General features: G+C 71.3%; 10 protein-coding genes. 6 read left to right on the top strand and 4 right to left on the bottom strand.

Going from position 1 to position 14,440, the window contains the following annotated elements; translation table 11 throughout:
• Positions 1–88: 88 nt before the first annotated feature.
• Positions 89–1,315, bottom strand: a complete 1,227-nt coding sequence (locus ACIBK0_RS32990) for an amidohydrolase family protein (protein WP_399087952.1) — start codon at positions 1,313–1,315, stop codon at positions 89–91.
• Positions 1,316–1,528: 213 nt separating this feature from the next.
• On the opposite strand from ACIBK0_RS32990, the gene ACIBK0_RS32985 reads away from it, so the two are divergent.
• From ACIBK0_RS32985 to ACIBK0_RS32975, 3 genes are all read left to right on the top strand, one after another.
• Positions 1,529–4,480: a BTAD domain-containing putative transcriptional regulator gene (locus ACIBK0_RS32985; RefSeq protein ID WP_399087950.1), complete on the top strand. Its 2,952-nt coding sequence runs from the start codon at positions 1,529–1,531 to the stop codon at positions 4,478–4,480.
• 207 nt (positions 4,481–4,687) lie between these two features.
• Positions 4,688–4,882 carry a hypothetical protein gene (locus ACIBK0_RS32980; RefSeq protein ID WP_189186282.1) on the top strand — a complete coding sequence of 65 codons (195 nt, stop codon included), beginning with the start codon at positions 4,688–4,690 and terminating at the stop codon, positions 4,880–4,882.
• 322 nt (positions 4,883–5,204) lie between these two features.
• Positions 5,205–6,107, top strand: coding sequence for a hypothetical protein (locus tag ACIBK0_RS32975; protein WP_399087948.1), 903 nt, complete (start codon positions 5,205–5,207; stop codon positions 6,105–6,107).
• Between the two features lie 212 nt (positions 6,108–6,319).
• Here the strand turns inward: ACIBK0_RS32975 and ACIBK0_RS32970 are convergent, their stop codons facing one another.
• The gene (locus ACIBK0_RS32970; protein ID WP_399087946.1) at positions 6,320–7,918 is read right to left on the bottom strand and encodes a FadD3 family acyl-CoA ligase; all 1,599 of its coding nucleotides are present in this window, start codon (positions 7,916–7,918) and stop codon (positions 6,320–6,322) included.
• Positions 7,919–8,021: 103 nt separating this feature from the next.
• On the opposite strand from ACIBK0_RS32970, the gene ACIBK0_RS32965 reads away from it, so the two are divergent.
• The 3 genes from ACIBK0_RS32965 to ACIBK0_RS32955 are packed head-to-tail and all read left to right on the top strand — an operon-like array spanning position 8,022 to position 10,420.
• Complete coding sequence (locus ACIBK0_RS32965) at positions 8,022–9,170, top strand: lipid-transfer protein (RefSeq protein WP_399087944.1); 1,149 nt, start codon at positions 8,022–8,024, stop codon at positions 9,168–9,170.
• 42 nt (positions 9,171–9,212) lie between these two features.
• Positions 9,213–9,638 carry a Zn-ribbon domain-containing OB-fold protein gene (locus ACIBK0_RS32960; RefSeq protein WP_399088091.1) on the top strand — a complete coding sequence of 142 codons (426 nt, stop codon included), beginning with the start codon at positions 9,213–9,215 and terminating at the stop codon, positions 9,636–9,638.
• Positions 9,635–10,420: an enoyl-CoA hydratase/isomerase family protein gene (locus ACIBK0_RS32955; protein WP_399087942.1), complete on the top strand. Its 786-nt coding sequence runs from the start codon at positions 9,635–9,637 to the stop codon at positions 10,418–10,420. The genes ACIBK0_RS32960 and ACIBK0_RS32955 overlap by 4 nt, the downstream gene beginning before the upstream one ends.
• Positions 10,421–10,932: 512 nt before the next feature.
• On the opposite strand, the gene ACIBK0_RS32950 is transcribed toward ACIBK0_RS32955, so the two are convergent.
• Complete coding sequence (locus ACIBK0_RS32950) at positions 10,933–13,257, bottom strand: PQQ-binding-like beta-propeller repeat protein (RefSeq protein ID WP_399087940.1); 2,325 nt, start codon at positions 13,255–13,257, stop codon at positions 10,933–10,935.
• 170 nt (positions 13,258–13,427) lie between these two features.
• Positions 13,428–14,153: a VOC family protein gene (locus tag ACIBK0_RS32945; protein ID WP_399087938.1), complete on the bottom strand. Its 726-nt coding sequence runs from the start codon at positions 14,151–14,153 to the stop codon at positions 13,428–13,430.
• Between the last annotated feature and the right edge of the window lie 287 nt (positions 14,154–14,440).

Raw genomic sequence — 14,440 nt, 5'->3', positions numbered from 1 at the left:
ATCTGACGGTCTGTCAACTCATCGCACTGCCCGCCATGGTCGTAGCTGACGGACCGTCAGACAAGGGGTTGGACGGTGGGACCGGTATTCAGGGCACCCAGAGGCCGTCCTCCGTCAGCCCCAGCAGCTCGATCGCGTTCCCCCGCACGATCCGCTCGACGACGTCCGGGGGCAGGTGCCCCATCTGGGCCTCGCCGACCTCCTTCGACTTCGGCCAGGTCGAGTCGGAGTGCGGGTAGTCGGTCTCGTAGAGGACGTTGGCGACCCCGATGGCGTCGAGGTTCTTCAGTCCGAAGGCGTCGTCGAAGAAGCAGCCGTAGACGTGCTCGGCGAACAGTTCGGACGGTGGCCGGTGGACCCTGTCCGCCACACCGCCCCAGCCGCGGTTCTCCTCCCACACCACGTCGGCGCGTTCGAGGATGTACGGGATCCACCCGATCTGGCCCTCCGCGTACATCACCTTCAGGTTGGGGAAGCGCTCGAACTTGCCGCTCATCAGCCAGTCGACCATCGAGAAGCAGCAGTTGGCGAAGGTGATGGTGGAGCCGACGGCAGGCGGGGCGTCCGCGGAGGTCGACGGCATGCGGCTGGACGAACCGATGTGCATGGCGATGACCGTGCCGGTCTCGTCGCAGGCGGCGAGGAAGGGATCCCAGGCGTCGGCGTGGATGGACGGAAGCCCCAGATGCGGCGGAATCTCGGAGAAGGCCACCGCGCGTACGCCACGGGCGGCATTGCGCCGTACTTCTTCCGCCGCAAGTTCGGCGTCCCAGAGCGGAATGAGGGTGAGCGGGATGAGACGCCCGCGGGCGGCCGGCCCGCACCACTCCTCCACCATCCAGTCGTTGTAGGCCTTCACCCCGAGAAGGCCCAGTTCGCGGTCCTTGGCCTCGGTGAAGGTCTGGCCGCAGAAGCGCGGGAAGGTGGGGAAGCAGAGGGCGGACTGGACGTGGTTGACGTCCATGTCGGCCAGGCGCTGGGGGACGTCGTACGACCCCGGCCGCATCTGCTCGTACGTGATGACTTCGAGGCGTATCTCGTCCCTGTCGTATCCGACGGCGGTGTCGAGGCGGGTGAGCGGGCGGTGGAGGTCTTCGTACACCCACCAGTCGCCGATGGGGCCGTCGTCGCCCGGGCTGCCCATGACGGGAGCGAACTTGCCGCCCAGGAAGGTCATTTCCTTCAGGGGCGCGCGGACGATACGGGGCCCGGTGTCCTGGTACTTCGCGGGCAGCCTCTCGCGCCAGACGCCGGGGGGCTCCACCGTGTGGTCGTCGACCGAGATGATCTTCGGGAAGGTCCGGGATGTCTCCATGCGGTTCACGGTAGCGCTGATCTGACGGGCCGTCAGCTAGCTCTTTCATACCTCTGGGCCGGGTGAATCCGTGCGGTCGTGTGGGGAGACCGTGTGAGGGCCTTGTGGTGTACCGTGCGGCGCCCTGTGATCGCTGTCTCCCACGGCTGACGTATCCGCCGTGAACAAGGCAAACTGGCCTCGTTGTACTGACGGTTCGGCAGGGGGACAGCGATGGACGGTGTGCCGCGAGTACCGGAGCAGCGGCGTCCCGAGGAATCGGCGGCGTTGCGCTTCAGCGTGCTCGGTCCGGTGCGCGCCTGGCGCGACGACGAACCCCTACCTGCGGGGTCACCGCAACAACGCGCCCTGCTCGCCGCGCTGCTGCTCCGCGAGGGCCGCACGGCGACGGCGTCCGAGCTCATCGACGCCCTGTGGGGTGACGAGCCCCCGTCCCAGGCACTGGCCGCCGTACGGACCTACGCGTCCCGGCTCAGGAAGGCGCTGGGCTCCGAGGTCCTGGTCAGCGAGTCGGGCGGTTACGCGATCCGGTCGCTCGGGGAGGGCGCGCTGGACCTCGCCCGGGCCCAGGAGCTGGCGGCGGACGCCGAGAAGGCGCGCGGTGCCGGAGACCTCTGCCGAGCCCGCGAGTTGCTTCGCGACGCGCTCGGCCAGTGGGACGGGGAGCCGCTGGCGAGCGTGCCCGGGCCCTACGCGGAGACACAGCGGGCACGGCTGGAGGAGTGGCGGCTGCAACTGCTGGAGTCCCGTCTCGACATGGACCTGGAGCAGGGCTGCCACGCGGAGGCGGTGTCCGAGCTGACCGCCCTGACCGCGGCGCATCCCCTGCGGGAGCGGCTCCGCGAGCTGCTGATGCTGGCGCTGTACCGCTCCGGCCGCCAGGCGGAGGCGCTGGCCGTCTACGCGGACACACGGCGCCTGCTGGCCGACGAGCTGGGAGTGGACCCGCGGGCGGGCCTCAAGGAACTCCAGCAGCGCATCCTCCAGGCGGACCCCGGCCTCGCGGAACCGTCGGCTGCGCCTGCGGAGCCCGCGGCGGCATCGGTGCGTCCCGCCCAACTCCCCGCCACGGTCACGGACTTCACGGGCCGCGCCTCCTTCGTCCAGGAGCTGAGCGACGTCCTGGCCTCCGCCTCCTCCGCCGAGGGCCAGGTGATGGCCGTATCGGCGCTGGCGGGGATCGGCGGCGTGGGCAAGACGACCCTCGCGGTCCATGTGGCACACCAGGCGCGCGGCGCCTTCCCGGACGGGCAGCTGTACGTGGACCTGCAGGGAGCGGGGGCGCGGGCGGCGGAGCCGGAGACGGTGCTGGGAGCCTTCCTCCGGGCCCTGGGTACGGCGGACTCGGCGATCCCGGACTCCCTGGCGGAGCGCTCGGCCCTGTACCGCTCAGTCCTGGACGGCCGCCGGGTGCTGGTGCTGCTGGACAACGCGCGGGACGCCGCACAGGTGCGTCCGCTGCTGCCCGGCACCGAGGGGTGCGCGGCGCTGGTGACGTCGCGGGTGCGCATGGTGGACCTGGCCGGGGCCCACCTGGTGGACCTGGACGTGATGAGCCCGGAGGAGGCGTTGCAACTCTTCACGAAGATCGTCGGCCAGGAGCGGGTCGCTTCCGAACGGGAGGCCGCGCTCGACGTGGTCGCGGCGTGCGGCTTCCTCCCCCTGGCCATCCGCATCGCCGCGTCCCGCCTGGCCGCCCGCCGCACCTGGACGGTCTCGGTCCTGGCGGCGAAGCTCGCCGACGAACGCCGCCGACTGGACGAACTCCAGGCGGGCGACCTGGCCGTGAAGGCCACCTTCGAGCTGGGCTACGGCCAGCTGGAGCCGGCGCAGGCGCGCGCGTTCCGGCTCCTCGGTCTGGCGGACGGCCCGGACATCTCGCTCGCCGCCGCGGCCGCGGTCCTGGACCTCCCGGTCGAGGACACCGAGGACCTCCTGGAGTCCCTCGTCGACACCTCCCTGCTGGAGTCGGCGGCGCCCGGTCGCTACCGGTACCACGACCTGGTACGGCTCTACGCGCGTGCGTGCGCGGAGCGGGACGAGCAGCCGCCCAGCGAGCGGGACGCGGCGATGTCGCGGTTGCTGGACTTCTACTTGGCGACGGCTGCGGGGGTTTATGCGATTGAGCGGCCTGGGGATCGGCTGGTGGATCATCTGGAACCGACGGGGACACCGGGCCTGGCCTTCGCGAACCGACAGGCCTCCTGGGACTGGCTCTACTCCGAAGCCGTACCTCTCCTTGCCTGCGTACGGCAATCGGCAGGAGCCGGAACACTGCGGCGTGCGATCGATCTTCTTTGGGCCGCGGTCGACCTGGCGGAGTCGGGAGCCAATTCGAGGGAATACGAGGCGGCCGCAACTGCCCTGCGTGACGCCGCCCGCGCGGAGTCGGACGTCCACGCGGAGGGACGGGCCTGCGTCGTCCTGAGCAACGCGCGTTTGTTTTCCGGAGTGTTCGACCAGGCCTACCGAGAGGCGCAGCAGGCCCTCCAGCTCGCCGAGGCGTCCGACGATCCGCTTCCTTGCTGCTGGGCGGCGAACATCCTCGGGAGCATCGCCTTCTACCAGAAGCGCTACGTGGACGCCGAGGGGTACTTCAGCCGTGCCATCGAGGAGTTCCGTGCCTGTGGCGACCTGGCCGGTTCGGCAAGCCCGCTCTGCAACCTGTCCCGTCTGCACCTCGCGACGGGGCGTGCCGACAGCGCTGTCGCTCTTGCCGGCCAAGGTACGGAGATCTACGAGACCCTGGGCCACTCCCTTCGTGTGGCGAACGGCCGTTACGCTCTCGGTATGGCCCTCGGCAAGAGCGGCCGGCACGCCGATGCCACAGCCCAGCTCGAAGAAGCGCTGAGGGTCTTCCGCGACAGCCGTCAGCGTCTGTGGGAGGGCATGGCCCTCTGCCGTCTCGCGGAGGTCGACCTGGATGCGCGCAAGTCGGCTCGTGCCGCGAGCAACGCCGAGATGGCGCTCACGGTGCTGCGAGGCATTGGCGGCGAATGGCGCCGGGGCAATGTACTGACCGTACTGGGCAAAGCGCTGCACGGGATCGGGCAGTCCGGGAGGGCGCAGGTCTGCTGGCGCGAAGCCCTGGAGATCTACGAGAAGTTGGACTCACCGGAGGCCGCAGAGGTAAGGACGCTTCTCACTCCGGTCGCCGCCGCGTAGGTCCGGCGGGGCGTTCATCGTTCGTTTATCGCCACCCGGCACTCTCTTGGTTGTCGATCCGTCGCGTCGGGGGGCAGACGGACCGCCGGTGAGGTCGCCGTACTCGCAGTCTAGGGTTGGCGACCCGAGTGGCCCGTCCGGCCGTCCTCGGGGGAATGGCCGGGCGGGCCCCCAGTTCAGCAAGAGCCACCAAGGGGAGGCAGCACCATGAGCGATGCAGAGAAGAACGAGCCGATCGTCGAGCCCGACAACACCCACGTCACCGGTGGTGAGGACGGCGAGGAAATCACGCCGCTCAACACCCATGTGACCAGCAGCCCGATCAAGCCGCTGAACACCGTCACCGGCGACGACGGCACAGCCACCCCGGACAACACCCACGTGACGTCCGAGCCCAGCTAGACCTTCATCCCACACGGGGATCGGCCGCGGCGGCGCGGAGGGGGAGCCGCCGCGGCCGATGTGTGTCCCGCACTCGGCCGCACCCCTCACTCCGCGCTTCTGAACCCGCGCGAAGGCGGCAACTGGAGGATTGCGGCACCCCAGGCCCCGTATCCACCCGGCACACACGCTTCCCCACCGCCGAAAACTGCCAGTCCCTCAATCCCACCTGTCTGGTCGGCCGGGTTATCCACAGGCAGGACGACCTGAATCGGGACTGCGGGAGGGTGAGGGGATGGAGAGGCGGGAGCCACCTTCTTTACGAAGCCTGGTCCAAGGGGGCGTGCTACTCACCTCCCTTGCGCTGACGGCCGGTTGGGAACCGCGTGCCCTCCTTCGCACCCTGACCGCCGAACGCTGGACCCGGCTCTCCCCCGGCACCTGGGCTGAGCCCGGGCGGCAGGTCACACTCCTCACCCGCCTGCGTGCGGCCCAGCTCCGGAAACCCCAGCTGGTCGTCAGCCACCGGACAGCTGCCACGCTCTGGCGGATCGAGACCCTCGGACCGAAGGCGGGCGCCGCGCCCTTGCTCTTCACCGATCCCGAGCTCCGTACCCGCCGGAACGGGGAGGGAGGTGTGCGCGTGCACAGGGCCTCCCTCGCGCCCGGCGACGTCGTCACCCGCTGGGGGCTGCGCCTCACAACCCCCACCCGCACCGTCGTCGACCTCCTACGCACGGGCGACCGCGACGAAGCCCTCGTAGCCGTCGACTCCGCCCTCACTCGGCGAACCGTCGGCGGCGTACGCCGGGTCCCGCTCGTCACCCTCGCCGCCCTGACGGCCGCGCTCGAAGGCCCGCTGCGCGGTGGGTCCGGCGCCCGCAGCCGCCTCCGGCTGGCCGACCCGAAGGCCGGCTCGCCCGCCGAGACCATCGCCCGCCTGCGCATACACGACGCGGGCCTGCACCCCGAGAGCCAGGCCGAGCTGAAGACGCCCGACGGGCGCCGCCGCTATCTGGACTTCCTCTTCCGGGCCGAGGGGCTCGCCGTGGAGGTGGAGGGCTACGCCTACCACGGCACCCGCGCCGTCCACCGCCAGGACATCGTCCGCTTCAACCAGGTCCTCCAGTGCCCGGAAGTCCGCCTCCTCCTCCGGTACACAGCGACCGACGTCTTCTACCGCCCCGCACGGATGATCGAGCAGATCCGCGCCGCCCTCACTCAGGCACCCACCGGGATGCCGTGAACGGCCGCGGGGCCGTAGGCGTTCCGGTGCCAGTCGGCGTTCGGACCGGGAGGCCTCTCCGCCGCGCGGTAGTAGGGCCGGGTGAGCGGGATGCCAGTGACATCGACACCCGGCCCTCCCTCCCGCGCATCCCGGCGAGCCCCCAGCGACCGGCGGAGATCGTGACTAGCGGACGCGGGGAGCACGCCCGGGCGAAACCACGCTGAACACCCTCACCGCCCCCGCAACTCCCCTTTGACCACCTTCCCGCTCGCGTTCCGAGGCAGCTCCCCCACGAACTCCACCACCCGCGGCACCTTGTAGTTCGCCATCTCGCGCCGCGACCACGCGATGAGGTCGTCGCCGGTGAGGACGGAATCCGGGCGCCGGACGACGTACGCCTTGCCCACCTCTCCGAGGCGCCCGTCCGGAACACCGATCACCGCCACGTCGGCCACATCCGGGTGCAGGCCGAGCAGTTGCTCTATCTCCGCGGGGTAGGCGTTGAAGCCGCCGACGATGAACATGTCCTTGATGCGGTCCGTGATGCGGAGGTTGCCGGCGTCGTCCAGGACGCCGACATCGCCCGTGCGCAGCCAGCCGTCGGTGTCCAGGACGGCCGCCGTGGCGTCGAGGTCCTCGAAGTAGCCCTGCATGACGTTGAAGCCACGGACCAGGACCTCCCCCGGGGAGCCGGCTCCGAGGGGCGTTCCCGCGGCGTCCACCACCCGTACCTCCGTACCCGGGATCGCGCGCCCGGAGGTCGAGGCGATCACCGGTGGCGCGTCTCCGCGGCGGCACATCGTGACGATGCCGCTCGCCTCGGAGAGGCCGTACGCCGTCAGCACCGTGTCCACGCCGAGTTCCGAGCGCAGGCGTTCCACCAGGCGCAGCGGCACCACCGCCGCGCCCGTCACCACCAGGCGCAGAGCCGAGAGGTCGTACGCGTCCCGGGACGGGTGGTCCAACAGCGACTGATGGAGAGTGGGCGGGCCGGGGAGGACCGAGATGCGCTCCGAGGCGATGTTCGCCAGCACGGTGTCCACGTTGAACACCGGCTGCGGGATCATCGTCGCGCCGCGCATCAGGCAGGCCATGATGCCCGCCTTGTAGCCGAAGGTGTGGAAGAAGGGGTTCACGATCAGGTAGCGGTCGCCCTCGCGCAGGCCCGCGAGGTAACTCCAGATCTCGTAGCCGCGGAGCGTCTGCGCGTGGGTGATCAGCGCGCCCTTCGGGCGGCCCGTGGTTCCCGACGTGAAGATGATGTCCGAGGGAGCGGAGCCGGAGAGGGTGTCGGCCCGCTGTCGTACGTCCGCCGCTCCCACGCCCTCCCCGTCCGCCAGGAAGTCCTTCCACGTACGGAAGTCGGCGGGGGCGTCGTCCGCGAGCACCACCACCTGTTCCAGGTGGGCAAGGCCGGGCAGCGGGCCGGATCCGGGGCCCTCGCCGGAGGCCCGCCGCAGCGACGCCACGTACGACGTCCCCAGGAAGGTTCCGGTCACGAACAGCAGTTTCGCGCGACTGCGGGACAGGACGTACGCCGCTTCCGTGCCCTTGAAGCGGGTGTTGAGGGGGACGAGGACCGCTCCCGCGGAGACCGCACCCAGCGCGGAGACGATCCAGTCGAGGGTGTTCGGGGCCCAGAGCGCGACCCGGTCGCCCCGTCGTACGCCGCTCGCCATGCACGCCGCCGCCGCGCGTTCCACTCGGGCACCCAACTCGGCGTAAGAGATACGGGTGCGGCCCTCGACGACCGCCTCGCGGTCCGCGAAGCGCGTCGCCGCCGAGCGCACCAGCCCCGGGATGCTGCCCCACTCCAGGTCCCCGCGCATCGCACGCCTCCCCATGACCGACGAACCACTAGCTGACTGACCGTCAGATTAGCTGTAGCCTGACGACCTGTCAGCAGTCGGGACTCCATCGGGAGGTGCGCGCATGGCGGGAATCAAGGACGCCACCGCCGTCGTCGGAATCGGGCAGACCCCTTTCGCCAAGCAACTCCCAGAATCCGAGAAGACCCTGGCCTGCCGCGCCATCCTCGCCGCCCTCGACGACGCCGGGATCGCGCCCGCCGAAGTCGACGCGCTCGCCTCCTACACCATGGAGGAGACGGACGAGGTGGAGGTGGCCAAGGCCGTCGGGCTCGGTGACCTCAGCTTCTTCAGCAAGGTGGGGTACGGAGGGGGTGGTTCCTGTGCCACCGTCGCGCATCTCGCCGCCGCCATCGCCGGCGGACAGGCGACGGTGGGGGTCGCCTGGCGGTCGCGGAAGAGAGGGTCCGGCCCCCGCCCGTGGAAGAACACCAGCGTCCAACTCCCCACCCCCGCCCAGTGGACCCGCCCCTTCGGACTGCTGCGCCCGGCCGACGAGATCGGCATGCTGGCCCGCCGGTACATGCACGAGTACGGCGCCACCCGCGACCACCTCTTCAATGTCGCGCTCGCCTGCCGCAACCGGGCCAACCAGAATCCCGCCGCGATCATGTACGAGCGGCCCCTCACCCGCGAGATGTACATGACCTCCCGCTGGATCAGCGAACCCCTCTGCCTCTTCGACAACTGCCTGGAGACCGACGGGGCGCTGGCGTGCGTCATCGTGTCCGCCGAGCGGGCGCGGGACTGCCGGCAGCGGCCCGTGTACGTCCACTCCGCCGCCCAGGGCCTGCCCGCCCAGCACCACGGCATGGTCAACTACTGGAACGACGACCCGCTCACCGGTCCGGCCTGGGCCGCCGCCCGACACCTGTGGAAACACGCCGACTTCACGCCGGAGGAGGTGGACGTCGCGCAGATCTACGACGCCTTCACACCGCTGATACCCCTGTCCCTGGAGGGATACGGCTTCTGCGGGAGGGGCGAGGGCGCGGCCTTCACGGAGGGCGGGGCGCTGGAGATCGGCGGGCGACTGCCCGTCAATACGGGGGGCGGCGGTCTCAGCGAGGCGTATGTGCACGGCTTCAACCTCATCAACGAGGGCGTGAAGCAACTGCGGGGCACGAGTACGGCGCAGGTACCGGGGGCGGCCACCTGCCTGGTCACGGCGGGGGAGGGGGTCCCTACCTCCGCCATCCTTCTGAGGGCCTGAGGAGCTGAAGGAGCTGACATGAAGACCGGCATGAACGAGTCCCTGCTCTCCCCCGTCCTCGACGACGACGGCGCGCCCTTCTGGCGGTACGCCGCCCAGGGCGAACTCCGGATCCAGGCGTGCGCCGACTGCGGCGAACTCCGCTTTCCACCCCGGCCCTGCTGCCCGCACTGCCACTCCTTCGCGAGCGAGTGGCGGAAGATGAGCGGGAGGGGGCGCGTGTGGTCGTACGTCATCCCGCATACGCCGCTCCTGCCCGCCTACGCGGAGCAGGCCCCGTACAACGCGATCGTGGTGGAGCTGGCGGACGCCCCGCGGATACGGCTCGTGGGGAATCTGGTGAGCGGGCCCGAGGCGCCGCTCAACTCGGTTTCCCCGGAGCGGATACGGATCGGGGCGCGGGTGCAGGTGGCCTTCACGGAGGTGAACGGCATGGCCGTGCCACGCTGGGTTCTGGAGCGGCCGTGAGCGGCGGTGGCGGTCACCTGAAGGTCAGCACGGACAAGGACACCGGGGTCGCCGTCCTCACCCTCGACCGGCCCGAGAAACTCAACGCCATCGACCTCGACGCAGCCGCCGAACTCGCCTCCGCCTGGCGGGAATTCCGGTTCGACGACTCGGTACGGGCCGTCGTCGTCACGGGAGCGGGCGCGCGGGCCTTCTGTACGGGGATCGACCGGGACGTGACCGTGCCGCAGCCCAATTCCCCCTACATGGTGGACGATCCGCTCGTCGCGATCGGGCCGAAGGCGAACGACCTGTGGAAGCCGGTGATCGCGGCCGTGAACGGGATGGCGTGCGGGGGTGCCTTCTATCTGCTCGGGGAGGCCGAGTTCATCGTGGCGGACGAGGAGGCGACGTTCTTCGACCCGCACACGACGTACGGGATGGTCAGCGCGTACGAGTCCATCTTCATGGCGCAGCGGATGCCGTTCGGCGAGGTGGCGCGGATGGCGCTGATGGGGACCGCCGAGCGGATCTCCGCGCGGCGGGCGTACGAGGTGGGATTGGTGTCCGAAGTCACCGCTCCCGGTGGGGTGTTGGCGGCGGCCGTCGACTGCGCGGCCGTCATCGCCTCGTATCCGGTCGAGGCCGTTCAGGGGACCGTGCGGGCGTTGTGGCTGGCCAAGGAGGCGGCCCGCGCGCAGGCCCTCGCGCACGCGCCGCAGCTCGTCTCGATGGGCAACCTTCCCGGGGAGCGCCAGGCGGGGCTCTTCATGGCCCGGCGGCCCGGCTTTCGGCTGCGCTAGGGCCTGTCGTTCGGATCACGCCGACTTCGGGTTGCGGCGCCTCACCACCGCGGCCCAGGCGTGATCCGACAGACAGGCCGTAGGTCCACTCGGCGGTGCCCGGGGGCACGGGCAGCGCCGCGTGGCGGGGTCGTCGCACTCGGCGTAGCGTCTGCATCGAGAGCGGGGGCCGCGCCCGCTCCCCTGAGCGACGGCCGCCGTACGGAGCCCCTTCCGTGGCCTTTACGACGGCCGTCACGGGTGAGTTTTTCGCCCCCGCCGCCCCTACCCGTTCCCGTCCCCCGGGGGGGGGGGCCCCCCCCCCCCCCCCCCCAAATGGGCGGGGGCCCCCCCCCCCCCGGGGGGGGGGGGGGGGGCGGGGCCGCCCCGCGGGGGGGGGGGGGGGGGGGGGGCGACACCGCCATAACCTTGGGTGGTCTCCGGGCCCGGTGGGGGGGGGGGGCGGCCCCCCCCCGCGACAAGCACCCACCGGGTAGCGGCGGCGGTGCAAAACTCACCCACCCCCGCCCCCGTCACGTCGTCCGAGCCGTCCCCGTCCCCTTCTCCGCGTCCAGCGCGTACACGCAGCGGTCCTTGCTGCAGGCGTACACCACCCCGTCCTTGACGACGGGAGCCCCGGTGATCTCCCCGCCCGTCGCGAGCTTCCAGCGGAGTCGGCCGTCGTCCGCCTTCAGGGTGTAGAGAAGGTGGTCCGTGGAACCGAAGTGGATGCGGCCCTCGGCCACGGCGGGCGCGCCCACCAGGTCGCCCCCCGCCTGGAAGCGCCACTTCGGCGTACCGGTGACCGCGTCGAGCGTGTAGAGGCCCTTGCCGCTGCCCACGTGGACGTGCCCCGCGGCGACGAGGACCGGCTCGATGGAGGCACGCGACTCGGTGGCGATGCGCCAGCGGTCGCGTCCGTCGGTGGCGTCGAGGGCGTACACAGTGCCGAGGTAGTCGGCCAGGTAGACGCCGCCGCCCGTCACCGCCGGGCCCGACACGAAGGTCGGCGGGCAGAGGAAGACGGCGGGCGCCTCGAAGTGCCAGCGGACATGACCGCTCGCCACGTCGACGGCCAGCACGCGGGTGCCGGCGGAGATGTACACGTAGCCGTCGGGCGCCTGGGTCAGGCGGACCGGGACTCCGCCGCACGACGCCGCGTCGCCGATCGGGTACGACCAGCGTTCCTCGCCGGTACGGGCTTCCAGGGCACGCAGCCGGGCGTCCTTCCAGACGTACACCGTGCCGTCGTGGACGGCGGGCCCGGCCTCCGGGGACTCGAAGTCCGTCTGGGCGCCGGTGATCTCCCACAGTTTCTGCCCGTTGGAGGCCTCCCAGGCCTGTACGCCGCCCCCGCGCGTGCCGGTGACGACCGTCCCCCGGTCGGCCTTGAGCGAGTACACCCAGGCGTCGGTGGACAGTCGCCACAGATCACCGCCCTCCCGGGCGTCCAGGGCGAAGAGCGTCGGCCCGTCGGACGCGTGGATCCGGCCGTCCGCCACCGCCATCGACCACGCCACGTCACGCGTCTTGAAGCGGCGCCGACCGGTCGCGACGTCCAGTGCGTGGACCTCGAAGGAGGTGACGTAGACCAGGTCGTCCGCCACCCACGGCGTACCCCATACGTCGTTCGACATACGGAAACGCCAGGGGCGCCAGCCGGAGGCCGACTCGGCGGGCGGGGGCGGTGCCACGGTGGGCGCGGGATCGGCGCCGTTCACGCCGGCGCGCGGCCGGGACCAGGACGCGGCGAGGCCTGCCTCGGGAGGAGGCGCCTTGACGGCGGCGGCGCGGGCGTCGGCGACGCGCGGCCCGGGGCCGATGGGCACCTGGGCGCCGGCGAGCCGCACCGGACCGCTGTCGGGCGCCCCGACGGGCACGGGGGCGTGCGAGGGGGGCGGCGGCACGACCGGGCGCCCACCACTGCGCCCCCCGCCACCCGACGACGGCTTCACCGCGGGACGGCCCCCACGGCGCGCCTCGATCAGGCCCACCGCTCGCTCGGGCAGCCACGCGGACGCCGTACCGCTGTCGTCGGATCCTGAGCCGAAGAGATGAGGAGCCAGCTGTGCCTGGAGGTCGGCCGGGTTGGGGCGTCCCGTCGCCTCCATCTGCATGCAGGACTCGATGAGCGGACGGAGTTCCTCCGGGAGTCCCTCCAGGTCCGGGCCCTCCCGCAGCAGCATGAAGACCGTCTCGACGGGGTTGGCGCCATGGAAGGGCGCGTGCCCCGTGGCGGCGAACACCAGCATCGAGCCGAGCGAGAAGACGTCACTCGCGCCGGTCACGCTGCGCGAGTCCTTCGCCTGCTCGGGCGACATGTACGCGGGCGTGCCGACGGCGACGTTCGTCATCGTCAAGCGGGTGTTCGAGACGCCGGACGCGATGCCGAAGTCGATGACACGCGGCCCGTCCTCCACCACCAGGACGTTCGAGGGCTTCAGGTCACGGTGCACGAGTCCCGCGCCGTGGATGGACTGGAGCGCCTCCGCGACGCCCGCCGCCAGCCAGCGCACCGCCTGGGCCGGGAGCGGCCCGCACTCATTCACTATTTCCTCGAGCGAGGGCGCGGGCACATACGCGGTGGCCAGCCACGGCACGGCCGCGCGCGGGTCGGCGTCGACCACGGCCGCCGTGTAGAAGCCGGAGACCGCCCGCGCGGCCTCCACCTCCCGTGTGAAGCGGACCCGGAACAGCTGGTCCTCGGCGAGTTCCGTCCTGACCGTCTTGATCGCCACGCGCCGGCCGGAAGCCGAGCGCGCGAGATAGACCAGCCCCATGCCGCCGGCACCCAGCCGTCCCAGCACCTCGAACGGCCCGATCCGCCGCGGATCGTGCTGCGTCAGCTGATCCACCACTTGCCTGCCACCTCCCCGTACGGGCCACGTCATCCACGTATGAACGCGGCCCCGTGCAGCGTCTCACCACCGCACCGCCATGGCGGCACGCACCCCGATTCTTCCTGGCTCGGCCACAGGTTGCGAACCCGGGGGCGAATCGGGGTGTCTCGGGACAAAAGCCCCACGCATCACCGTTGAAGTACGGCGAACGACGCCCCCTGATTGTCCGTGACCACGGCCACCCTTCCGTACGACGTGTCGAAGGGTGTCGCCTGGACCCGTCCACCGAGCCGGTTCACCGTCCGGAGAACCGCGGCACAGTCCTCGACGCCGAAGTGGACGAGGAAATGCGGCGGCATTTCCGCCGGGAAGACATCGGAGACGGGCGCACGGCCGAAGTCGGGGGACGCGTCGGGGCCGAAGAGGGCGTCGCGGAAGAGGGCGCCGTAGAACCGGTCGACGGCCGTGGTGTCCCGCGCGTACAGCTCGGCCCAGCAGAAGGAGCCCCGCTCGTGCCGCCTGCCGAAGCCGGCGTGGGTGCCGGCCTGCCAGAGGCCGAAGACGGCGCCCTCCGGGTCGGTCACGAGGGCCATGGTGCCCAGGGAGTCGACCGGCGACGGTGCCGTGATGAGCTGCCCGCCCCCGTCGGTGATGCGCCGGGAGAGTGCGCCGGCGTCGGGCGTCGCGAAGTACACCGTCCATACGGTGGGCATCCGGCCGTCCCGCTTGCGCGTGAGACCGGCGACGGGCTCACCGCCGAGGTGCGCCAGGCCGTCGGGGCCGTACCCCTCCGCGAAGGTCCAGCCGAAGAGCTCGCCGTAGAAGCGCTTGCCCGCCTCCACATCCGGGAGCTGCGCGTCGACCCAGCAGGGCACGCCTTCTGGGAAATCAGAGGAAACGTCTGATTCGGCCATGCGGTCAAGCTAACGGCCTTTCATCCAGCGCGCGCGGCGGCTCACACTCCACCCGCACCCCGACCGCATCCCCCGGCACCCCACTCTCCTCCACCTCCGCACCCCACCGCCACTCCACTGATCTCGCCGCGCATCCCACCGCCTCTGCGCCGACATCGGCACCACACCCCACCACCTCTCCGCCGACATCGGCACCACACCCCACCACCTCTCCGCCGATAACGGCCCCACAGTCACCCCCGCACCCCATTTGCAGTCGGCCGAATCGCGCTCCGATCACCCCTCGG

This window comes from Streptomyces sp. NPDC050564, from assembly GCF_044457265.1.
Taxonomy (GTDB): domain Bacteria; phylum Actinomycetota; class Actinomycetes; order Streptomycetales; family Streptomycetaceae; genus Streptomyces.
The sequence above is the reverse complement of the archived record's forward strand: the minus strand, read 5'-3'. Positions and strand labels throughout refer to the sequence as shown.